15 protein-coding genes are annotated in these 24,027 nt (G+C 55.4%); 7 read left to right on the top strand and 8 right to left on the bottom strand.

The window, feature by feature from the left end; translation table 11 throughout:
• Nucleotides 1-63 precede the first annotated feature (63 nt).
• From FHW37_RS07385 to FHW37_RS07415, 7 genes are all read left to right on the top strand, one after another.
• Complete coding sequence (locus FHW37_RS07385; protein ID WP_145634489.1) at nucleotides 64-252, top strand: hypothetical protein; 189 nt, start codon at nucleotides 64-66, stop codon at nucleotides 250-252.
• Between the two features lie 179 nt (nucleotides 253-431).
• Nucleotides 432-1,637, top strand: coding sequence for a zinc metallochaperone GTPase ZigA (gene zigA / locus FHW37_RS07390; protein ID WP_145634491.1), 1,206 nt, complete (start codon nucleotides 432-434; stop codon nucleotides 1,635-1,637).
• A gap of 1,010 nt (nucleotides 1,638-2,647) precedes the next feature.
• The gene (locus FHW37_RS07395; RefSeq protein ID WP_145634493.1) at nucleotides 2,648-3,991 is read left to right on the top strand and encodes a tyrosine-type recombinase/integrase; all 1,344 of its coding nucleotides are present in this window, start codon (nucleotides 2,648-2,650) and stop codon (nucleotides 3,989-3,991) included.
• Nucleotides 3,988-5,820 (top strand): hypothetical protein, encoded by a 1,833-nt coding sequence (locus FHW37_RS07400; RefSeq protein WP_145634495.1) that lies wholly within the window; start codon nucleotides 3,988-3,990, stop codon nucleotides 5,818-5,820. The genes FHW37_RS07395 and FHW37_RS07400 overlap by 4 nt, the downstream gene beginning before the upstream one ends.
• 138 nt (nucleotides 5,821-5,958) lie before the next feature.
• Complete coding sequence (locus FHW37_RS07405) at nucleotides 5,959-7,938, top strand: hypothetical protein (protein ID WP_145634497.1); 1,980 nt, start codon at nucleotides 5,959-5,961, stop codon at nucleotides 7,936-7,938.
• Nucleotides 7,925-8,422 (top strand): hypothetical protein, encoded by a 498-nt coding sequence (locus FHW37_RS07410; protein ID WP_145634500.1) that lies wholly within the window; start codon nucleotides 7,925-7,927, stop codon nucleotides 8,420-8,422. Before FHW37_RS07405 ends, FHW37_RS07410 begins: the two co-directional genes overlap by 14 nt.
• Nucleotides 8,423-8,632: 210 nt before the next feature.
• Nucleotides 8,633-9,367, top strand: coding sequence for a hypothetical protein (locus FHW37_RS07415; protein WP_145634502.1), 735 nt, complete (start codon nucleotides 8,633-8,635; stop codon nucleotides 9,365-9,367).
• Between the two features lie 10 nt (nucleotides 9,368-9,377).
• Here FHW37_RS07415 and FHW37_RS07420 read toward each other — a convergent pair whose 3' ends face one another.
• The 8 genes from FHW37_RS07420 to FHW37_RS07455 all read right to left on the bottom strand — a co-directional run bounded on the left by FHW37_RS07420 (nucleotide 9,378) and on the right by FHW37_RS07455 (nucleotide 24,019).
• A complete protein-coding gene (locus FHW37_RS07420) occupies nucleotides 9,378-12,665 on the bottom strand; it encodes a DEAD/DEAH box helicase (RefSeq protein WP_145634504.1) in 3,288 nt (1,095 codons plus the stop codon).
• Entirely contained in the window at nucleotides 12,658-13,446 is a 789-nt protein-coding gene (locus FHW37_RS07425) for a hypothetical protein (protein WP_246690700.1), read from the bottom strand. The genes FHW37_RS07420 and FHW37_RS07425 overlap by 8 nt, the downstream gene beginning before the upstream one ends.
• A gap of 335 nt (nucleotides 13,447-13,781) precedes the next feature.
• Nucleotides 13,782-14,534, bottom strand: a complete 753-nt coding sequence (locus tag FHW37_RS07430; RefSeq protein WP_145634508.1) for a M48 family metallopeptidase — start codon at nucleotides 14,532-14,534, stop codon at nucleotides 13,782-13,784.
• Entirely contained in the window at nucleotides 14,534-17,800 is a 3,267-nt protein-coding gene (locus FHW37_RS07435) for a type I restriction endonuclease subunit R (RefSeq protein WP_145634510.1), read from the bottom strand. The genes FHW37_RS07430 and FHW37_RS07435 overlap by 1 nt, the downstream gene beginning before the upstream one ends.
• 15 nt (nucleotides 17,801-17,815) lie before the next feature.
• On the bottom strand, nucleotides 17,816-19,141 hold the full coding sequence (locus FHW37_RS33915) for a restriction endonuclease subunit S (protein ID WP_145634513.1): 1,326 nt from the start codon (nucleotides 19,139-19,141) through the stop codon (nucleotides 17,816-17,818).
• Nucleotides 19,134-21,599 carry a type I restriction-modification system subunit M gene (locus FHW37_RS07445; RefSeq protein ID WP_145634515.1) on the bottom strand — a complete coding sequence of 822 codons (2,466 nt, stop codon included), beginning with the start codon at nucleotides 21,597-21,599 and terminating at the stop codon, nucleotides 19,134-19,136. The genes FHW37_RS33915 and FHW37_RS07445 overlap by 8 nt, the downstream gene beginning before the upstream one ends.
• Nucleotides 21,600-21,810: 211 nt before the next feature.
• Entirely contained in the window at nucleotides 21,811-22,068 is a 258-nt protein-coding gene (locus tag FHW37_RS07450; protein ID WP_210249277.1) for a hypothetical protein, read from the bottom strand.
• 412 nt (nucleotides 22,069-22,480) lie between these two features.
• A complete protein-coding gene (locus tag FHW37_RS07455; protein WP_145634519.1) occupies nucleotides 22,481-24,019 on the bottom strand; it encodes an AAA family ATPase in 1,539 nt (512 codons plus the stop codon).
• Nucleotides 24,020-24,027 lie beyond the last annotated feature (8 nt).

The following is a 24,027-nucleotide window of genomic DNA, read 5'->3' on the forward strand; positions in this document are numbered from 1 at the left end:
GCGCAGTTTTGTTCAAAGAAAATTTGAGGTGACATGAAGGTCACCTAGAAAAGCGGGAACTTCATGACATCGCACCTCAATATTTCCGACATTCAGAATACTGGCCTCAAGAAGGTCTGGAACGTCAGCGAATTCGCCAAGCGTTATCGCCTCGACAACGAGGAGGAAACACGCCTGCTGAAACTTCTTGGCGCCTTTGCGTCCGAGCAGGAATTGCTGATGAATGCCAGCAGGGCTCCGCGCTTCCGTTAATCTCGTCATCCGTGCAGCGGCGCTTTACGGCGCCGCGACTGCACGCCCCCCTCACTTAACATCGCTTCGTGATGCGAGCGGCTCAAGCTGCCGAACTCCCGTGTGCGCAAAAACGCTTGACCGGAGACAGTTCACAATGTCATTTGTTACTTTATAACGTAACATAACGGACATTCGGCATGCCGAACAAACTCCCTGTCACCGTCCTTTCCGGCTTTCTCGGTGCCGGCAAGACGACATTGCTCAATCATATCCTCGCCAATCGAGAGGGTTTGCGCGTCGCTCTGATCGTCAATGACATGAGCGAGATCAATATCGACGCCGCGCTGGTGCGCGATGGCGGCGCCAATCTGTCCCGCACGGAAGAACAGCTGGTGGAGATGACGAATGGCTGCATCTGCTGCACGCTGCGCGACGATCTCCTGAAAGAGGTACGCGCGCTCGCCGAACAGGATCGCTTCGACTATCTGCTGATCGAATCGACAGGGATTGCCGAGCCCCTCCCCGTCGCCGCCACGTTCGACTTTCGTGACGAGAGCGGTGAAAGCCTCTCGGACGTCGCGAGACTGGACACGATGGTTACCGTGGTCGATGCTGCGAACCTGCTCAAGGACTATGCTTCAGCCGATTTTCTCGCAGACCGTGGCGAGACCGCCGGCGAAGGCGACAACCGCACACTCGTCGATCTTCTGGTCGAACAGATCGAATTTGCCGATGTGGTCATTCTCAACAAGATCGGGACGGCGACCGAAGCCGAGCGCGACGCTGCGCGCAAAATCATCACCGGGCTCAATCCGGATGCAAAACTGATCGAGGCGGATTTCGGAAAGGTGGCATTGAAGGAGGTGCTCGGCACCGGGCGTTTCGATTTTGAGAGAGCCCAGGAACATCCACTCTGGTTCAAGGAATTGCACGGTTTTGCAGACCATGTGCCCGAAACGGAGGAATACGGCATCCGCTCCTTCGTCTATCGCGCCCGGCAACCGTTTGATCCGTCGCGTTTCCAGAACTTCGTCAACCGGGACTGGCCGGGGGTCATTCGCGCCAAGGGGTTTTTCTGGCTGGCGACACGGCCGCATCATGTCGGCGAGATCAGCCAGGCCGGCGCGCTCGTCAGAACCCAGAAGATGGGTCTCTGGTGGTCTTCCGTGCCGAAGGAACAATGGCCGCGCGATCCGGGCTTTCTGCAGATGATGAAGCCCTATCTCGATCCAATCTGGGGCGACCGGCGCCAGGAGATCGTCTTCATCGGCGCGGATCCGATGAGCGAGACGCAGATCCGCGCGGAACTGGACGCATGTCTGGTCGAAAGCGGCGGCTATACACCAGATCTCTGGCGGGGTCTGCCGGATCCATTTGCGCCATGGGAGCGGCAAGCATCCTGAGTCCTTGATGCGCTAACGGCAATACCAACCGGGATCCATCGATTCCCGGTTGTCATCTCATCATTCTCATTTGAAGTTTTCATTCTCTTCTAGGTCGTCAGACCCTTGGGGGAGAGAATGTCAGCACCTTGAATATCAAGGATTTAAATGGTCGGGGCGGCCGGATTCGAACCTTATATGGGCTCGAAGTGTTCACTCCGCATGGCTACATGCTTTCGTGAGCGTCCTGGTTGGCTACAGAGCTGGGTGATCGCCCGAACGAAAATATAGCGACCTGATGTCGTTCGCTGGCCCATGAGGCATGAACTCGTCGGTGACAGGCTGGAGATCACCGGTCTGTTGGCATCAGCGCAGGCCACGATAGGGTGGCCCAAAAGGGTGAACTGCCTTTGGTATTCTAAGCAGAGTGCGGCGGAGCCGCGCTGTGTGCAGAAAACCGATAAGGAAATGTTCCGAGGTTGGCCGGCCACATCCAGCTCAAAAATAAGGGCCACTGCCAGGCGGCTTATGGCCGGTCGGCTGCTTACCGAGCTGCCTCCATGCCTGAACCTCTCCGATCAGCCCGCCTCAGCAGGGAGTGCCACAATTCGCTTTCCGCTAGCCGACCACTCACGCGCTAGAAGCCGCTGTGAAAGTATCGTCGCGGCAACCTGTTTTCGCGCACGAGTACACGAGGCCAGCAGATACAATTCCATAGGATTCATCAGGATCGGCTCAAGGATTCGCGTAATGTTGACAACGGACATCAATCCTTCCATACAATGACCTATCATAGATTTACTCTAGTAGAGCTCAGTCATATCGAATCCTTGTCAATATAAAATTTTGCTTAAACTATATCTATACAGCAATTTATAGTGACTGTACGCCCCACCAGTGTTTGGTATCTCATAGAAGGCCAGAGTTTGGTTAGGGTTGGCGTTTCGCTGATGATGTACGGCATCATCCGATCTACGTCATAGGTTCGGCCTCCGAAACGCCTCCCCATCAGGTCAGCAGGAAGAAGGCCTATGACTAGCGTGCAGTGCTTGCGTGTCGACGACGTCTCTGACTGGAACTGTCTCAAGGGACAAAGAGGGGTGCATCCTCGTATCGTGCCGGGTGTCAAGGTTCTGCTTGATAGCGACTTCAATCCCTTAAGCCATATGAATGAGTTCACGTTAAAGCCGGCACACAGAAAGCGCCGAGCTGGTAAATCGTGGCTGAATACGCAGAACGCGTATGCTGACGATCTATATCAGTACAAAGTTTTCCTGATCGCCGTCGAGCTCGACGAAGGCGACGTAACACTCACCGACCTAGAGGATTACGGGTCGTGTTTCGTCGGCGGCATCTCGATAAAGACGCGACAAAAATTCAAAGTAGCAACGGCGTATCGTCGGCATGGCACAGCCGTGCGCTATCACAAACATCGCATTTTTCGGGGGCTGCCATCGTCGGTATCGCTAATTGAGCTGACGTCACAAGGGGGATTCCGGGATGGCATCCTGAGATCTGATCCCGACTCCCCATACGCATGGCTCCCGAGAGACGTGGATGCCGCCGACAAGATTCATCCTATCCTGAACGGTAGTTGGATGAAGATATTCGAGTGTCTGGGTCCGGCACCAGAGGAAGACAACCAAGACGCTCGGCGCGACCGACTGGCAAGCGAGACGTCGCTAATTACGGGAATGCGGATCGACGAGGTCTGCTCACTCACCGTACAGCAGATCCTTAACCTTGAGCGCCATGTCGATCCACAGCAACCTTCAAAGTTGATCTCCCTGCGCATCACCAAAACGAAAGGTTTGAAGCCCGGCCTTGTCTATCTTCCTTCCTTTCTTGTCGAGCAGCTCTTGAAATACATAAAAGGGGAGCGGAAGTCAGTAATTGACCGCGCTCAGAGGGTAAGAGGCAAATTTGAGCAGACACAAAATTTGTTCGTCAGCGATCTGCGGTCGAATTATACCGATGCCGGAAATCCGATGACTGCAGATACACTTTCTCGACGTTTTACGAGCGCGTGCATTGCTGCAGGAATGTGTAGCAGCGTTGATAAGTACTTGCTCGATGAGGCAGGAAATCCCGTGCTTTCCGCATCCGGCAAAAACGTTGTTACAACGGACATCGTCGCAGACCATACATTTCACGATTTACGGCACACGTTCGCGATGCTGACGTACCAGGATTGCGCGCGGTCGGGCAAACAAGAGCCTTGGAAAGCCGTGCAGGTTCGCCTTCGCCATGAAAGCGTTTTGACAACTCTGCGCAGCTATTTGAGATGGTTGGACCGTATCGAAGAGACGCTGTCCGATGATTTGATGAGGTTCTACGGCCTGATCGACACGATTGGCAGTGCTCAGCCGGCATGACAAAACGTCCATCCATAGCGGTGAATTTCAAAAGACGCCTTGATCGCGGTGCGAAGGTCGAAGAGCGTCTTTATGAGAGTGTTACGGAGGTTGTCTTTCGGGGCAAGCCTGGACAGAAAAACCACACCGTCGATTTCTCCAAATTTGCAACGAAGAGGCCGGAGCTCACCAGCGCTTTCTGCCTTTTCTTCGACGCAGAAGCCACAGAATTAGCTGAAACCTCCCGAAATAAGCTTGCAGGGACATTAGAACAGTTCATCGATTTCCTGGAAGCTTACGAGGACGCCTTTGGCGTCCGTGTTTTCAAGCTCTTAGATCTCACGAACACCATTACCCGCGGTTACGGCGATTGGCTGGACGGAGACAAGCACATTGGCTCTAGCTTGAAGCTCAGCACGAATACTAAGAACAACCGATATCGCGCGTTCATTCGGTTCATAAAGTATTGCCAGCGCTCTGAAGCTACCAAGGCGAAAATTTCTCAGACGCTCGGATTTCGCGAACGATGGGCGGAAAAGCGAAGATCTCCTCCAAGCACACGTTCGCTATCGATCACTGATGTGGCGAACCTGCGGAAGGCTTGCAAATCATCGATAGAAGCTGTGAGACGCCGATTTGAGCGGACCTCAAGGATTATCAGTTCTCCGTCGATACGAGTTCCAGATCTCTATAGGACTACGTCCCTCACACCGTTCCACGATCATGACGTACGGCTCAAGGCAGCCGCCCAAGCGTTCGAAATCAATCGTCTCAGCGGCTCTTTTCGGAAGTCCATGAAAGGCCTCGCGAGGTCGCTGCGTCAGCCTTATGGAGACACGGGAGCGATCATTGAGGAAATTCACTTCACGGTACAGACGCTTATCCCGTTCATTGTGATGATTGGTCTTATGACATGTTTCAACGAGATAAGTCTCGTGACACTCAGACGATCTAACATAAAGCGTGGTCACGGGATTCTTGGCGACGCACGACTGTTCGTGATTGGGGTCAAGCCCCGAGCGGGGCGCCATCAACGACGTTCCTTTCCGATTGATCCTGACGACCCGTTTTGTTTGGACTCAATCGTGACTACCGTCGAGCAGTTTTCCGAAGCTCTTCGCCAACACGTCAGCAGCGCATACACCGACACGTTGCTTATAGCAGCCCGGAAGACTGGAGAGGAACCCGGAGGCTTTTTCAACGAAAGAAATGAAATAACGGGGAGCCTTGGTATGGCGCTCGAGAGATATCTGAAAACTCACGGGATCCCAGACTTTCGTCTCAATGATCTACGAACTATCGGCGCGGATGTAGCGGCGATGATGTCGGCCGGTGATATAAAGGTGCAACAAATCCTGCTGGACCATGTTTCGATCCAGACAACGCAGGATCACTATCAAACCTACCAGGCTGCAAGGGAGCGGCAAGAGAATCTGGCTCATCTGATCAATGAACGCGAGCGGTTTATCACGTCAGGCGGCCGCATCGATCCACGAAACGCAGGAGCAAGCGTGGGGCTCTATCGCGCCGCAACGCCAGGAATCGACTGCCTGGATGCGATGAATTCTCCAGTTAGGGGTCAACGCAAGGGCGCGCTCTGTTCAGCTTATGGGAAATGCTTCAGTTGCCCAAGGGCAGTTCTATTTCCAACGCCGACGAATGCGGGGAGGCTCCTCCAAATGCACGCGCGCTTCGAGGAGGCGCGAGCGACGATGAATGGCGCTAGATGGACGCTAGAATGGGATGCAGAGTATCGGGCGCTGTTGGACTTCTGGCTTCTAGTTATCCCCGTGGAGATTCTCCAGGAGGCTCGTGCGATCGAGCTTCCTCCTGTGCCATCGATCGAATAGGTAAACGCCGTGTCCTCACGAAAAGGTCGCCGCCTTGAGCCGAGTGCAAACCATCTGAAACCAGATACAGTTCTTCTCGTCACAAAAGTTACACCTCATTCCTTCTGGTTTGATTCCTGGTGGTACGAGGATAACTCCTTGGGAGGCGGGAAGTCGCTGCAGATCAACTGGTTTAAAGGCTTTTCGACCGATGAGCTACAGGATCCGCGGTGTAAAGCGTTGATCGATTCTGCTCGCCGTTTTGTTGGGGCGATGCGCTATCCTCTCCTCGCGAAGAGTAGGGCGACACGCACGGTTTTCAGGCAGAAAGCGAGGAGGTTGCTCGATCTCGTTACCTGGATGTACAGAAACGCCGTTTGGACGTTTGCTGACCTCACACCTGAAATCGCAGACTGGTATAAATCTGATTTGCTTGAAGCTGGCCCCACTGGGATTGAAGGCGACGGAGAGGAAGAGGAGCAAGATTCCGACCTGGAGTTTGAAAATGATCGCGACGAAATCAGTGTCTCGAAGCTATTCGTGCGGCTTCGTGTATTGGTGGACATATTCGAGCTCTCTCAAGAATTTGAGAGCTTCCCTGAGCTCCGTCTGCCTGCTCATCCATTCAGAGGCCAAAGTGTCACTTCCTTGGCTGAAAGCTTAGCCATCAGCTCCGATGGATGGATCCCTCGAATTCCGGATGAGGTTTTCAACCCATTGATGCAGGCCGCTTTGAATTGGATAGATGTCTACAGTAAAGACATTCTGTTCGCCCAGGACGAATATTTTCGAGTTATGGACAGTCGTCGCAAGTACACTGGTCACAACTACGGCGAGTTCGTCGACGCTGCTCTTCTTAATGTCCGTTTTGATTCTTGTGGGCAATTGACCTATCAATGGAGACCGCCCCTCCTACCGACAGTGGCACGTCGAAAGGGAGATGCATTGCCGTCAGACGCGACACGCGGACCGACCAGTCAACTAAGAGATCTAATCGAACACTTGGAAGCTGCCGGTCTGGGTTCCGTTCAAGCGATTACAGGAATTCGCATCAGCGAGGCGCTACATGCGAAGGCCGAGCCTCGTCAGCCCAACGGCTGGCCAGCTTGTTTAATCCAAAGAGCCTCCAGGTCGGGGCTCTACGATCTTTTCTATCTTTCAAGTCACATTTTCAAAGGCGAAAGAGATGATCAAGGGACGCCCTTCGAATGGCTACTAGGGGTTAGGCCCGCAGGAACACAGTTCCTGCCTATTGCGGCTCGAGGGATCCTCATTCTCGACAAATTATTCCTGCCTTGGCGGGACAGATTTCAGTGTGATTACCTTGTTATGTCTTTAGGCAAGGGCGGAGGGCTACCCCATTCCGCACCGGCCCACATGAAGCCTTTGACAGATCGACAAGCTAGCAACTTGAAGCGTTTTATGAAGCAGGTCGAGGTTCCCGAGGAATTCGTTGATTGGAACGTGACATCGCATCAATTTCGGAAGACCTTTTGTCAGGATATCGTCCGCATCAATCCACGCGCGCTCCCGGCGATACAGGAGCACTACGGTCACGCTTCGGCTTACATCACGGACGAAGCCTACACTGGCAATGATGCAACGATGCTGAAGCTGATCGATGATGTGGCGACCCGAGAGGCCGCAAAGATCATGTTGGACCGGGTATACGGCAAACTTCCACTTGGCGGAAAGCTCGCCGATGTGATTGACGCCCGCGAAACCGTGATCCGCAAACTACTCGACGGCTTGGACACTTACGAGAGGCGCTTATCGGCATTGGCCAACGCCCTGTCCGTAGAGGGCATTATGATCTTCACGTCGGACTACCTCGATTGCCTTTTTCGACCCGACCACGCGATGTGTCACTACGACTTTCTCGGATACTTCGACAAGAATGCGACTAGGCCGCTTCGTGCCTACCGAACAAAAAAGAACTGTTCGGTCTGCCAGAACGGTGTCATCAACGGCTACCACACTCCCTATTGGGAGGAAGAATACCGCTTCAATGAACACGTCCGGCGCGCGAACGAAGAAATCGGAGATCTTAGAACGGCGGCAGTCGCCGCGTCTCGCGCCGCACAAGCACGAAGTGTTTTGCGGAAATGCGGGAGGTGGCCAATTCATGACGCAAACTGACACTGCCCAAGCAACGGTGAAATCTTCGGTCGAGAATGAGCTCTTGGCCGCTCTCGTAAGGCTGAAGAACAAAATTTCCAAGGGGCGAGCAGTCCGAATTTCCTACAGCGCCGTGGCGGCGGAGGCGGCACGATCACGAACACTGATTGGCCACGATGCCTGCGCATATCCGGCAGTGAGGAAGGCAGTTGGTGAAGCAATCGACGCGCAGAAGAGGCTGAAAACGCCGCGAGCAGGTAACACTTCTTCACCGCATTCAGACGATTTCTCTGCACCGAAGAAGACGGCTATCGATGAGCCGGATCCCGCGGATCCCTTCCAGCTCATAGCACACCTCGAAGATCAGGTCGCAGATCTGACTCGGCGAAACAAAGTTGCAGCCATCAAGATTGTAACTATTGACGATGAGAACCAGCAGCTACGCGAAGAGATAAAGCGGCTGAAGACGGAGTTGACACGGAGAAGGTTTGTTCCGACAAATTAGCGACGCATTCGCGCGTCACCGCATCACACCGCCCGAGGTGGGCCACCAAACTTGCGCCGCGCTTTGCGATACTAAATGGTCGGCCAACGCGGGAGAGTGCCGGTGAGAGAGGCGTTACGGTCTTCGACGGCGATCCGGTATTAGGGCCGAGGTCATCCTAGTGGACCATGTTGAGAAGCGGCGAGACGGATCGACTGGTCGGAGTTTGGTATGAAATGCGGCATCTTGATCATCGGCTCGCTTCTCTGGGACGACAAAACAGAGGGGCGGAAGGACTGGCGAGATCATAGGCTGGATGTCTCTAAGGCAGTTCCGGTTTTGGTTCCCATTGACTATGGACGTATATCCTCAAGCCGATCCAACACGTTCACCATGGTGCTGCGATCAGATGGTCCTCCGGGTACAGGGTTGCTTGTACCGTGCCGACGCGAAGTTGTAACGATTGACGATCTTGTCGCCGAGGCTTCCGCCCTCTGGAAAGCCGAAGCTCCGAAAGCCAAGCGGGGAGTAATAGGCTCAACTTGGGGCAGCGTCGGAGTCCTGTTCCGAGAGGGCGCGTCGAGCGCGGGCTTTGCGGAATCATGGCGGGCACACTTCAAGAAGATGGGCACGAAGTCTCTAGCGGTTGTCGGAAGCGATGGATCATTGAATATTCCGTGGCCTGTAACAGAGGACGGCGCTTCGGCAGATTTTGACCTGGTGCTCGCGACAGCCACGGTTCCGGAAAACGTCAAGCCCAGCCCAGAGGCTGTCGCTAGAGCCATGTTGTGCCAGGCCGACGGACACGAAAACTACTTTCTGAACAATGTCCTCAACGGCATAAGGACGGCCGCGGACGACGAGATTTTCACCATCATCGAAAGGGGCAGCCCGGACTGGATCTCCACTGATGAATATCGCGATGCTATTGCCATTCTAAAAGCGGCTCAATCCTTCGCGAAGTAATCGGCATTGGCTACGGCACTACGAACGCCCGAATAAGCTTGGCATTGCGAGCGCGCTCTTGCGTCTTCTCAAAGGTCTCGTTCCAGGATCCTGCCGGGAAGTACGCCTTGAGTAGGTCGAACTCAGCGCGCGCGGCGACCCGTGAAGTCGTTCGACGGGCCGATGTTATTCGTACCGCTAATGCCTCCGGACTATCGCATCCTTCACGAACCGCTGCTCCTAGCGTGCTGAGCACGATCGACAAGGCTTCCTCGTCGCCTTTGTCACTGTGGCGTGCGGCAGAAAGACGGGCTGGCAGTCCTGCGAAGAACGCCAAATCTGGAACCATTCGAAGAACGAAGTGCCGTGCATGCTTGCAACGACCAGAATCCCCGTTGGGGTATTTCGCTTCGATGTCCTTCAGCGGAGCACCGCTCATCCAGGCGTCAAGGCAGTCCCATATTATCGGTAAAGCGTACCCAGCCTTCTCTTCAATGCTGAGCTTGCCGAAGGCGACACCGAAGAAGTCATCCACGTTCTCCGGGCGCATGACCTCGAACAATCTTCTAGGGTCAGCCATCAACCATTTCAACAGCGTTGCGATAGCCGCGTCAGTCGATTCGAATGTCTCGACCGGCTCGAAGGCGGCGGCGATCTGGCGCAAGGATTCGATTCCTACACCTGTCAAACCAGAAACCCTGTCCAACCACCCATCCTCTGCAGCGACCGGGATCTGGTTTCGCGCTGAGAAAACCGCGCTGATCCGATCCTCCATCCATTGCTCGTCTCCACGTTGACGCGCCTTGAAGGCCGCGAGCGATTTATTGAGTACACTCCGAAGCGTGCCGTCGCTGCCATCTTCATCCGCGGGTGGCAGCCTGCTCACGAAGTAGGTCGACATGGCGTCGCCCCAAGTTCCCGCCTGAATGCGGTCGAGAAGTACCGTGGTGGGATCATCGATTTCGAGGCATTGATCGCTTTGTGAAAAAATCGACTGCAGCGTCATCCAATGGGCGTTGATAAGGCCTTTTTCCTCGTCAAATTCCACGACCTTGCTAGGTACTACCAAGACCATACCCTGAGAATTCTCCCCCGCCCTGCCAGCGCGTCCAGCGGCATTCAGCAATTCATGTGCCTCTAGTTGAGCCATCTTCTCCTTCTCGGGGTCAAAACGACTATCACCAGCTATGATCACCAGCTCGCTGGGTAGGTTCATGCCCTGGGCGAGAGTGGAGGTTGCAAATAGAACCTTGATACCGTCTGCGCGCCTGAACAGGGACTCGTGCAGCAGACGCTCCTCGCGAAGCAGCAGAGAATGGTGCCCGGCGGCGCCGCCGGAATACTTCCCATGTTCATCGACGCTGATGTAGCAGAATCCTGCACCACCCATCTCTTCCGAAGCGATCCGGTAAAGATCCAGCTCCGCTTCGTTCAGCGTTACCGGATCGCGACTGTCCAAAGCCCTAAATTCCTTCACGGCGGATTCGGCAAACACTACGGACTGGACGAACACAAGTGTCTTCAAATCCGCTTCCGCTGCGGCCGCAGCAATAACGGCACTCGTGTGATTTCCATTCGGCGTGAGATACCACGTCTTCCGCTTCGTCGTTCCCGTTGATAAGGCATGCTCCTCTGATAGAAGGGGGAGCAACGCATAGTCTCTTCGGTCTTGAGTAGCCCATGTCTGCAGCAAGCCGAAGAAACCGAAGGGCCGCGCCGTCAGGGTGTCAGTGACCGCTTTGGGAGCGTCCTTGTTCGGATATTTTCCGCGGGCTTCAGTCAGCGCCTCGTTGAGCTCATTGATTCGCCGGGCGGCATATACGACGGTGCCACGGACTTGACGGGTAGGTTTCCACGCAAGATTAAGAGCAAGACAGTTCCGACCCGTCAGGTCGCCAACCCAGTTTGCGATCTCGTCCGTGTTTTTCATCATAGCCGAGAGGAGAAGCAAGTCAGCATTCGGCGCAACGAGCGACAGGTTCAATAGCGCCAGCATGGCATCAACGCTGCGTCGGCTCTTCTCGACGTCGCGGGGGTGGAGAAGATGACACTCATCGAATACCACGAGCCCAAGATCCTTAAAGGCTTCGGGCTGTGTGGTGAGCAGCATAAGGCATCGCTCCGGTGTCGTGACAATAGCTTCCGGCAGCTCGATCAACTCATCCGAACTGTCGTCGGCGACGTCACCAAAAATTTCGAAATCGAAAGTCTTGAAGGTTTTTTGCAGCGATCTAGCAGTCTGATCCACGAGCGCGTGTGTTGGCGCCAGAAACATGACCTTCTCTTCTCGCAACAGCGCCGTGGCGATCTTCAACTCAGACAGCGTCGACTTTCCGCCTCCCGTCGGAAAGCTGATTGCAGCAGAGACACCCTTATTGAGATAGCCGCTATCGATCGCGGCCATGTGGTTACGCCACAAGAAAGGTCGCCCCCCGGACATGCGCTTTACGATTCGCCACCAGTCCTGGTCGGGGACTTGATCGGGGGTCGGAATGCGGCTCAGAGCGGAACCGACGAGGTCGCGATCAACGGCGAGGAGAAGGTTCGCAAGATGCAGTGGCCCAGGGAAAAGGCTGAAGACCGGATCGCCGGTCCCGAAGATGTCATCAAGCTGCCCGATGCTGAGCTGCTTTACACGGTTGAAGAAGTTCGCCGAGGGTTCGATACCGCCCACCTCCAAGGGTAGATCCGTTCTGCGTTGGATACGCAGAGCAAGATTCTTGATACCCCTGAGAAGTTCGAGATAGAGCGCACTGACGGCTGTATCGCTGGACTCGGCGTAGATCGGAAGCTCCGGAACCGTGATCGCAGCGACCAGATGCACACGACCTAGGCAAAGCCACCGGATTGCGTTTAACAGCGCCGCCTCCACAGCACGTTCAGGATCCGTAGGTGCTGATATCCGCTTAGCGCACTCTGCAGCGTCCGCATGCGCCTCTGCAATCAGGAACAGCAAGCTCGCGCACACCTCTGCGGAGAGGCTGGCACCATCTAGGTACGACACGTAACCATCAGGCTTGTAGGTTCCTAAAAGGCAGACCTGATGTGCAGACGCGGCGACGAAAGCTGCCGCAGATCTGTTATCGCGATCTGGCAATAGGGCGACGTAGCTCTCGTGGGCCGACGCAAGCCGCTGCATCTCGCGAATTGTTTGTAAAAGCGCTTCCGCCGGCTCGTCCCGCTTCCGGCCCCGAAGCTCGATACGAGCGGCGACGATTTCAGAGAAGGCCTGTGTCAATCTCTTGGGAAGGTCATCAAGGTCGAGACCTGACAATGCAGGCGCCGAGGCAATGATTGCGGATGTGATTGGATCAAACATTCCCCAACTCTTCCAGCTTGATGATCACTTTGGCAGCGAAGCCGGCCATCCAGGCCCTTAAGTCGTCGAAATGCATTGTCTCTGCTTGTCGACGAAGCGTGTCTCCAGCCGCAGTCGTGTCATAGTCTGCAAAAAGGCCTGCGCGAGCGTTCTCTGTCTTGTGCGTATTGCCCGTAGTGATACTGACGCGATATCGACGCGCTTCCTGCCAGAGAATCCGATCGACTGCGCCGTCAATATCCATGCCGGGATAGACGTGTTGCTGCGCTTCCAAGAGACCGGCCGCCTCGTGCGTGAGTTCAGCGACCCTTTCGCCAGCCTCCATACTGACGATTCCTGGCCATACATCCTCCCGAATGGTGCTTCTTGGATTATCGGTCGCCTTGTCTTCGAATATGATGAGTGCGATTACCGATTGGCCATCATCAGTAATTTCAAGCTGAATACCGTCGAATCCTTTGTGCGCATGGAAAATGTGTGGCGGCTTCAAAATGGCCTTCCCCGCCTTCTGCTGGCTTGCGGCGATCCACGATATGATTTGAAAGATCCATCCATCGCGTTGCCACGGATCCCCGTTCTTCGCGACTTGCATCTTCTGGATGGCATTCTCTGCGTGAACTTTCGATCCTTTCGGGGCAGCTACGTTCAAGCCATCGAGTATCCTGGAAACATGGCGGTACTGCCCCATCGCCACACGGGCGACGCGTTCGACAAGAAGATCGAGGTCATCAACTTCCCATCTATTTCCATGGCAGAGATCTCCGTGCGAGATCGGTGTCAAAATTAAACTCATGCAGTTTGGCCCGCAGGCTCCCGTCCATTTACCCGAAAGCTTCACTAAAGCAGCAACCTCGACTGCAGATTTGATCAGGAATCACTTCTGTAGGTTGAGTTACAAAGCTATCGCTGAGTGAAGCGTTCAACGCAATCGCAACCGAATCAATTGCATCGAGTTTTTTTGGATGGTGACCTAGGACCTGACTTCCGAGCGACTTTATCCCTGCTGATCGCAATAATTTAACAGAGCCGCGTATTGAATTCGCCTTGGCTATTATCTGCGGATGGAGGACGTGCCCTCGGGTACCCGCACCGATTCGGATGGTCCGCATGCGGAGCTTACAGTCCTTCAACTTGAACTCCGTTTTCCGCCAGCCAGGATTTCCGAGTTCGCCAATCGGGCAGGTGTTGCTCGACCTTAGTCCAGAAACTAGCCGAATGGTCCGGGTGGTGCGCATGAGCAAGCTCATGAATCATCACGTATTGCGCAATCCGTGGAGGCAACAAGATCGCTTTCCAGTGAAACGAAACCCTCCCGTCGGCGCTGAACGATCCCCACCTGAAGCCGAGATCTTGAACCTTAACTTCGCTTACTTGGACACCCATCCGGTTGGCGTGTTCAGCGACCTGTTGCGAGAACCATTTCAGAGCACGCCTTGTGTACCATGCGATGAAGACATCTCTAGCGCGGTGAGCTGAGGAGGCCCTGAGGCAGAAGCGGCCATTCTTCAAACAAAGATCGACGAGCTGGTTCTCGACTAGCCGGAGGCGGTGACTCTTGCCGAGATACAGGAAGCCCTCACCATTCACAAATTCCTTGATCGGAGCGCGTTTTTGCAGCCGCGCTTTCTCTTCGATTTTGGTGTGGATCCATAGCAGCTTTTCTTCAACGAAAGACGCCAAGTCCCACTCCGGCACTCCAGTGGGAGCAGTAATCGAGAGCTCTCCGGACCGTTCTACCGTAATCTGCAGTGTCTTGCGCCTGTCGCTTCGGTGAACTTCGAAGATCAACCCATCGATTTCCAGCGTATCACCCGACGAACGGGCTAACTTCCCTCCGGTTCGAACAGGTGAAAGCGGAAGCAATGGCATCAGACGCTCCGGAGGATGTCATCGTTGGCCTTGGCCTGCTGCAGAATTTGATCTGCAAGGCCTTCAGCGTCGTCAACTCCAACGCCAGGCAGGTGTTTGTCGAATATGATCTCGAATATCTCCGAGCGCAGATTCTCTTGATCGGCCATCTTGAACGAGTTCCAAATTGACCGATTTGCGCGGATTTCTTCGATAACTCGATCCACAACTTCGATAGTCATCCGGTGGATTGCTTGGAGCTCAGCCTCCGAAATATTCTGGTCTCTGGCAAAAGCGTCCAGCGCGGTCCGAAGAAACGGAAGGTAAATGGCAGGGATGTCCGATGGATCATCATTGTCAGGGTTACTGCCTGAGCGCAATTCATCGATGATCGTTTGCAGTTGTTGGACTATTTCCTCCCACTGTTGTCCCAGGCTACGAAGGATCTGGTTAAGTCGTTCAGACATTCGCTTGAAGCGGACAGGGTCTGTCTCGAGATTTTTCCTAATATGAGAACGGATAGCATGTTCCATTTCGGAAGCCTTCGCACGACTGCCGGATGCCTGGCCAACTTGGTGCTCGAATTCAGCATCCGTCAACTGGACGGGCGGAATCTTTGGATTGATCCCTAGCGAGATCACGTGGTCATCAATGAGCTTCCGTACTTTTGCCCCGACGTCGGATCCGATTGGCACAAGATCCCGATATCGGTTTCTCGCCCGTGCATAGATATAGGCAAGTCGTTTCGCGTCCTTAACAAAAGGCAAGCCTTCAGGCCTGGGGAGAACGATCTCCAGCGACTTCAAGAAATCCTTCAGTTTCACAGAAAACTCGGCGCGCGCCTTTTCGGTCGCGAGGACATTCAGACATATTTCATCGTCCGCTAGATCATCAAGACCCGCACGTCGGAAGATGTCCACCACACGAATATGGCGATCTCGAAGAATGGGTATCTGGTCATTCAGACTGACAAGAGCACCATCGACGTCTTCATCGGAATAGGCCGCGAGAGCTGCCTTCAGATGGTGGGCAACGCCGAAGTAATCGACGACGATGCCGCAGGTCTTTCCATGGCCAGTCCGGTTCACGCGGGCGATTGCCTGCAAAAGCTCGGCCTCCCGGATTGAGCGGTCAAGATACATCACCCCCTCTATTGGGGCGTCGAACCCGGTCAGCAGCATTGATTTCACAATAAGGAATGCCAAGGGATCCGTTTTGGAAGGATCAGCGTGGAGCAGCGGCTTCTTGAAGCGCTTTATCCGCACCTCCTGCATGCTTCCATCAGTCCATTGCTTCCAACCGGCATCATCGTTATTGCCTCCGGACATGACGGCGGCGAACTCGATCCGCGCCAGAGTTTCGCGGTAACGCCAAGCCTGCACGAGAGCTTGAAGCCGGGGCGGTTTTGTACAAAGCGCCTCGTCATCCAAGGCCTTCTCTTGATCGGAGAGCGCTGTGGCTTCGGCCAGCAATTCGTCGAGTGCTTCGAGAAAAGCCGCATGGTACCGCACGACGGCAGTCCGGCTATAGGCTACCACCTGAGCCTTGTACCCGTTCGGCAAGATGTTGGTCACGTAATGTCGAAGCATATCGCGTGCCTTTTCGGCAATCATTGCGGGCGCTTCGAGGATGTTGCCTTTGGTCGCGTACTTCTTGCGGATCGCCTCCAGTTCTTCCTCGCTACGCTCTTGGAACATGTCCTCAAAAAGATCGTCGAGCGTAGCGCCATCCTTTACCGCACCTTCTGCCGTGCGCCCCTCGTAAAGAACTGGCACCGTGGCGCCGTCCGCCTCCGCTTCCTTGATGGTGTACCTGTCAATGAAATCACCGAAGATTTGAGTTGTGCGCTTCTTCTCACCCATGATGATGGGTGTGCCGGTGAAGCCGATCCGAGCGCAGTTTGGCAGGGCAGCCAGCAGGTTTGCGTGCAGATCACCTGCTTGCGTGCGGTGAGCCTCATCAACCACGACAAGGATCGTTTCATCTTCGTTGAGCACCTCGAAGGCGGGTCCCCTTGTAACCTCGGGCACATCCTCGTCCGTCCGATACTTCTGGATCGTGGCAAAGACCAGGCCTGGCCCCTTGCGCCGCGCCAATTTCCTAAGCGCTCCCGCGTCTGTCGCTAACTCGACCACATCCCCCGAGAGCGCCGCCGTTTCCGACAACTGCCGTTGTAGGTCGCGTCGGTCGGTGACCACGATCACCTTGAACTTCCGTAGTTCGAGGTTCGTGCGCATCTTGCGGATCATGAACACCATGGTGAGGCTCTTGCCCGAGCCTTGGGTGTGCCACACGATGCCGCCTCGGCGGTCGTATTCGCCATCCTGCAATCGTGTCTTGCCCGTCCGCAGCCGCTCGACAGCACGGTTCACGGCACGGTATTGCTGGTATCGGCACACTGTCTTGATAATTTGCCCGCCGACCTGCATGAACAGCAAGAAGTGCCTCAGGAGATCCAGCAGATGCGCAGGGCGTAGCACGCCGGCGACAAGGCGTTCCTGCTCCGAAAGCGCGTTTTTTCCCAAATTTGACGCCACAACGACCTCGGATCCTGTGCCATCGGGCCCGACGACCGTCTTCCACTGTCCGTAATGTTCCAGCCCTGCGCCGATGCAGCCCACACGGGCCTCATCGAAACTGGTGGCGATCAATAGCTGGACCGACGCGAAGAGCGCGGGGGCGCCCTCATTCTCCTCGACCTCAAGCGCGGCCTTCCGGGCATTGTGGTAGCGCCGCAACTGCTTGACCGCCTCAGCCAGGGGCTCGGGGATGCCGGGGCTCTTGGCCTCTACCACGACCAGCGGGATGCCGTTCACCAGCATCACTATGTCGGGGATGATGAAGCCCTTGCCCACATCATGGCCAGGCGGGCAATCGACGCGGAACTGGTTGGCAATGGTGAAGGTGTTAGCCGTTGGGTTGGACCAGTCGATATAGCGGATCGTTTGGCCGCGCCCGCCGTTCCAACCGGGCAGACCCTCGACTGTCAGCCCTTTAAGGAGCAGGTCCGTCACCGCCTGGTTCGCCTCCATGAACCCGCGCTGGCCGTGGCGCGTCAGCGCACTGACTGCCTCGGAGAGGCGAGTATCGTCGAGCCAGGGCTGACCATCCGGGCCGGGGTTGATGGTGCGCAGTCGTTCGCGCAGGTTCGTCTCTTGAATGACTTGCTTGAAGCTCGTGCGTCCGGTCAGGCCCGCGTCATCCTTGTTGCCGGTCTGCGCCTGCCAGCCCATGGCAACACATTGGTCAATGAACGGCTTTTCGACATCGATGTATTCGTGAGCCATGGGCAGATCTTCCGGTTACAAAAGCGGAGTGACAGAGACGCGCCCTGTGAGCAGGTCATTCATGAGACCGGATTTCTGAAGGCGGTACTTGGCTAGAATTGCTTCTTCCTCCCGCAGTCGTTCGGATAACTCCAAGACTATCGACTCAATGGCGGTTTGCTCTTCCCTTGGCGGAACAGGCAATCGTGTCGAGCGAATGGTATCTGACCTGATAGCCGACATAGTGCCCCCCTGTTGATCCTTCGAGAAGTGGCGAAGAACCCAGTCTGAATAATTGACTTGTAACATTGCAAGGTAGGGAGAGTATTTGTCGCTATCCAACGAGATCGCCCAAGTATGCTTGGAAGACAGTGCGTCACCGATATCCTTTGGCACCAAACAGCAACGTCCTACGGTGCCCATGATGGTGATCATCAGATCATCCGGTCGGACGGCATATCGGTGAAGATCGAGGAACTTTGCGCGCGTCACGAAGCGTTTGTAGTCTCGGTCGAACCTCTCGACATGGACGTTGTCAATACCGAGAAATGGGATGCCATGACTGACAAGCTCCTCCTTCAGAAGAGCACTGCCAAACGGTCCTGAGCGCATCGCCGGATCAACTGCGGCAAGCAGGTCCTGTATTTCCAGAACATCCCATTCCATTGGTAGCCACCCCAGTGGGGTTTCCTTGTAGAGATGGGGTGCGTCGGGGTAGCGAGGACGGAGATTTCCTCTCACGTCGATGCCGCGAGTCAGCAGGTCATGCAGCAGCCCGTGCTTTGATGCCTTCAACTTGGCTATCACCGCCTGGGTGCCCCGGATCGCCGCATCTAGCGTGTCGAGAATTTCGGCGATTTTGGATTGATGATCAAAAGGTGGAATGAGGCATCCCACGGTTTTCAGCGTCGAGAGATTGATCCGAATGCGTGTCGAACCAATTGCTTTCTTCTCCGCCTCTTGTCGGGTGTAGGGGCTATTGATTGCCTTTACAACAAATGAGGGGACGAACTTGGTCGTGTCCGGTCGTAGACGGATGCAATCCGCCACCACCACGAACTGCTTGCTGGCTTCAGGCACTATGCATGCCCTCGCAACTGGGTCGGCCATTTTTGCAATGGCTATGTCACCTGGCACTGCGCCATGCCGCTGAAGCGAGAGGAATTTCTGCTCGGAGATAAATTTCTTGTTGTCGTCATTCCATTCGTTGATGCCGATGTTTTGGAGCTGAATTAGCCGAATGCCTGCTTCTGTGTACTCGTTGGACTTCAAGCTTGATCCAAACGGCCCATCAACGAAGCTGTTGCTGGTACGTTCAGCAATATCCACGAGTTCGACTCTCTTAAAAGCTGGTTCAGACATACCCCAACCCCTTAAGGAACCCGGTCAGCTTTTCGGTCGCCTGCGCCCGCGCGAGCTCGATCTGGGTCAAGGTCACGCGATACTTGTCCCACCAGTTCTCGAAGGTCGCCACGATCTGCCCGCGCTGTGCCGCAATGTAGCGGGTAAGAATCTTCTCCATGTCGTCATGCAGGATCTTTAGGAGGAGTTCGCCGGCTTCCTCGGGCGTCAGTCCGTCAACCGACCTGTTGATCTCGTCGGTGAACTGGGCGTGCTTGGCCTTGAGGGCTTTATTGACCTCGGTCAGGTCTTTCTTCCACCGCTTGATCTGGGCCTCGTCAACCGGATCGGTGTTGTCCTCGTCCTCCTCGCCTTCCTCGGGCGTGGCGGTGGCAGCCTTGATCTGCGCGTCCAATTCGGCCTTGCGTCCTTCAAGCTCGGCAATCTCGGCCACGAAGCTGCCCATCAGGAAGGTTACCAGCTTGTGATCCAGTGGGCTGTCCTTGTTCCCCTTGTCCTCCAGCGCCGTGACGATCGAGGTGCGCCAGGCATCAATCACACCTGTAGTGTCGCGCGCCATGAGGGTGAGAAAGTCGAACCTCGACTGGTTCCAGAATTGCGCGATGATCCCGCGCACGGTGAACGGGTCCAGCGTACCGAGGCTCTCGAGCGTCTCCGGGAAGCTGGACAGGAGTTCGTCGCGCAGCGCGATCAGCCCCGCCGGATCATTCACTTTGGCGAGAGCCAGGATATTCGCCTGATGGGCACCCCACCAGGCGTTGAAGCTGTTCTTTACCTCGGCCTCCCTGGCCCGTAATCCCGAATTGGTTTCGACAGCGGGCTTCAGGCCGACCTTGGTGTCGAGACCTTGCGCGAAATCGAGATAATGGTCATCGCGGATGGTGAGCAGATCCATAGGATCCAAGCCATGAGAGGCGAAAAGGCCTACCTTTGCCTCGACTTCGGCGTTGGGGATGCCGCCAACAAGATGGGCGCGCACATCTTGTGGTTCCGGCGCTGGTGCGTTGTCGGCGTAGCGACGGATGTTCAAGTTCCAGTCGTTCTCTTTCAGGGTCTTGATGTCCACGATGGCGGAGAAGCCGGGTACGTCGCGATACTCCTCGAAAGTGGTGACGATCTTCTCGATATGCTCGGGTAGTAGGTGGTTCTGCGCGCGTCCCTCGAAATACTCGCGGTCAGCGTTGATGAAGAGCACATTGCCCTGCCGTTCCTTGGGTTTGCCCGAGACAAGGTTGGCTCCGTTGTGGACCCGTTGGCGCAGGACAATGATGCAAGCCGGAATACCTGTGCCATAAAAGAGATGCGGACCAAGGCCGATGACCGCTTCGATCTGATCGTCCTCGATGATCTTCTGCCGGATCTTGCCTTCATCCCCGCCGCGGAACAGCACTCCGTGCGGCATGACGGTTGCGATCATGCCGCCGTCCCGGGTGACGTGAAGCATGTGCTGCAAGAACATGAGATCGGCCTTCTTAGAGCCCAGAGGCACCTCGTGAAAGAAGCGTTCCCTAAACTTCGGCTGCCAGATTGGCTTGCCGGAACGGTCCTTGTCCTTCGTGCCCCATGTGATGGAAAAGGGGGGATTCGTCAGGATTCGATCGAACCGGAGGAGCTCACCATTCTCAACGTGCTGAGGCTCACCCAAGGTATCTTCGTTGCGAAGATCAGCGCTGTTGATCCCGTGCAGCAGCATGTTCATCTTGGCGATGGACCAGACGGTGCCGGCATTTTCTTGGCCAAAGAGGTTGGCCTTACGTCCGTCCTGACCATGCTCGTCGATGTATTCCTTGGCGGCAATCAGCATCCCTCCGGAACCACAGCACGGATCATAGATGTCATGTTCGAGCGAGGGCTTAAGGAGCCGAACCATCATGCGCACCACGGAACGCGGCGTGTAGAATTCGCCACCCTTCTTTCCGGCCGAATCCGCAAAGTCTCCGATGAGATATTCGTATGCCGCCCCGAGCAGATCCGGGAACTCGAAGTCTTCGTTACGAAGACGAATCTGGCCAAAATGCGTGATCAACTGACGGAGTTTTAAATCACTGATTTTGCTCTGGCCGACTTTCCGGGTGAAATCGATATGGTCAAGGACTCCTTCGAGCGCGATGTTCTCGGACTCTATGCCACCTAGGGCCTTATTCAGCGTGTCGCCAATGTTTTCATGAGCTTCGTTGACCAAGAATTCGAATCTGGACTGCGGTGGAACCCAAAAGGTTCCGCTACGTCCGTACCAGACCTTGCTTTCAGCGTCCTGCGCAGCGCGCTCTGGCGAAACGCCACTGGACACGCGCTTCTCGATAACTTCCAACCTTGCCTGCTCGAAGACGTCGGAACACCTCTTCAGAAACAGCATCCCGAAGATGTATTCTTTGAACTCCGACGCGTCCATTTTACCGCGGAGAATGTCTGCTGCGCTGAAAAGATGGCGCTCAAGCTGAGCCAGGGTCAAAGGCATTTATGTTTCTCATTACCGTTCATATGCAATCTGAGTAGTCTGCATGGCACGAACGACGATGATTCGTCTGCCCTGTCGTTGTTGAGTAGACATCGGAGAGCGAGGTATCACGCTTGGCCTCATCGGCCGGACCCGTTTCAAGACCAACGGCGGCCAACAGGCCAAGCATGCTAACATTCGATCGGAACCCTGGGTGCAGGCGACGACCTCCCTACACGATATTAAGGCCCAGTATCTGAAAAACCTGGCGGTTTTGCACGGTGTTGTCTTCTATGGCTCGTTCAAGAGCCTCACAAAGACGCAGTGCTTGTGGATCCGACGCCGACACGGCGCGGATGTTCTCAAAATCTTGAAGCATATCAGCCACCGTCACCCGCATCGCATGGCCACATGCGACCACTGTTTGAGTGGAAAGAGCCAAGTTTCGCAAGAGTTTTCGCCTATTCTCTCCTGATAGCTTGCCAGTCACCATACACCTCCATCATCGCCGTAGCTTCCGAACCACTATCGCAGGCTGAGGAGGTTGGTCGCCGAAATTCTACTCGCCTGACTTCTTAAGAGCCCGCCTTTTGAGTGTCTCCCTGTATTTCCCTTGAGACACAGTCTTTGGCCCGACATTGGCCGGTACGAATCCTACCTCTGACAGAGCTTCGCCAAACGTCTCGGCGTCAGGCACCGAATTCCTTACTCGACTATCGCTGGTTTTGTTCGCATCGCTTTTTCCCCCTTTTGACATACCAATCTCCAATCACCTCGCTATAGAGTGGGCAGAGCTGGACGCGAAGTGGCCAACTTCGCTTGAAGTGGACACCATTCGCAACAAAGAATGTGGGCAATTCTAACATGCGCCGCATGTCAGACGCTTGCGGCCTTTCGGAAACTCATTGTTGCCGCCTTGCTTGCTCGCGGGCCTTCCGCAATCCCTCGACAACCCGTTCCAACCTTCGGATCGAGCCACCGGTCCAGACCTTCGCCAAGGCGTCCAATTCGAATCCTTCGAGTGGCTTGGCCCAGCGCGGATCGTAACCCGCATCGATGTACAACCGCTCCAGGATACGCGAGGCGAGCGTCGGCAATTGATCGGCTCCCGGGGTGGGAAAGCGAAGGATTCGGCACCTGTCGCGCAAGGCTCTCGGGATCGGCTCAATCGAGTTCGCGGTCATCAGCCAGGACACGTGCGACAGATCGCATGGAGCCTGAATGTAGGGATCATGCCAGCAGCGCGATGTCACCGGTTCGTACAGGCCGATCAACACGTCGTGCACATTGCCATTGTTGCGACTGGTGCCGATCTTATCGATCTCGTCGAGAATTAGAATCGGTCCGGCGCACCGGTGGCGACGCACGGCCATGATCGCGAGGCTTGGTTCGCCCGATGACCACCTCCGGGCGGTCCCGCCGATGGCGCTATCGCTCAGGCCGCCACAAGATATGACTTCAAAGGGCGCGCCGAGTTCCTTACTCAATCGTTTGGCAAACTCAGTCTTGCCGCTTCCAGGCGCACCAAGCAGGATCATTGGTCTCAGGTAGAGATTGGCCCGGCCATCAAGGCCCTCCAGCACATTGTCAATAACCGTCACTGCATAGGGAAATTCCGCGATCAGCCGCGCACGAACTTCGGTCAATTGAGGCATGCCGGGCAAAGGCAACTCACGCTGTTTGAACTTTTCGAATTCCTTGGCTACTCGCTTCCCTTCGGCCGTCGTATCATTACCGACGCCGTTGATAACGACGACACCGTTAGTCGGTCGCGTCTGGTGCTCTAAGGGCTCTTCTTCCCAGGTCGGGATTGAAAGGCCGGCATCACCTGAATCCTTGGGTTCAGACCCATCGACCATTTTTGAAGTGATCGCATTTTTGAAATGCGCCTCGTAGGTCCGCACTTCCATCTCGAACCACTCTGCGGATCTTTCACTAGAAACACCTGCTCGTTGCCGCGCGTGGAGTGCACGGGATTGTGCTGCCCAACTGAGCGAACGCCACAGCAGGTGGAGACTCTCCGCAGCAGTGAGCTTCTCAGAAGCTAGATGGGCGATCTCTCCGGCGATCAACGCCGTCGCTTGGCCATCCCCGAAGAACGCCCGGTAGAATCTGCATCGCAGGCGGCACTCATCGAACGGCAATCCTTGGGCATCATCGATGAGATCGAGAGCAGCCTCCACCGCAAGCACGGCGTCGCTACTGGGATGCAATGCTAGCTCATCCAGGCCAGCGGCGAGGAGCGCAAGCCTAGTCCGCTTCCGCTTTTTAAGTAGACCCGACAGACGTTCGGAATATTCGCGGATGTCTTCGGCCAAGTCTTCGCGGAAGAAGGCCATCCCTAGGAGCAGCTCCTCGGCGGTCGGCAAATGCAATCCGGCGATTGCTGCCTGCTGCCGGCGTAGGAAGTGGCGATCTTGTGGTGGCAGTTTATCTGTCACGGGACACC

The organism is Neorhizobium alkalisoli, from assembly GCF_007829835.1.
Taxonomy (GTDB): domain Bacteria; phylum Pseudomonadota; class Alphaproteobacteria; order Rhizobiales; family Rhizobiaceae; genus Neorhizobium.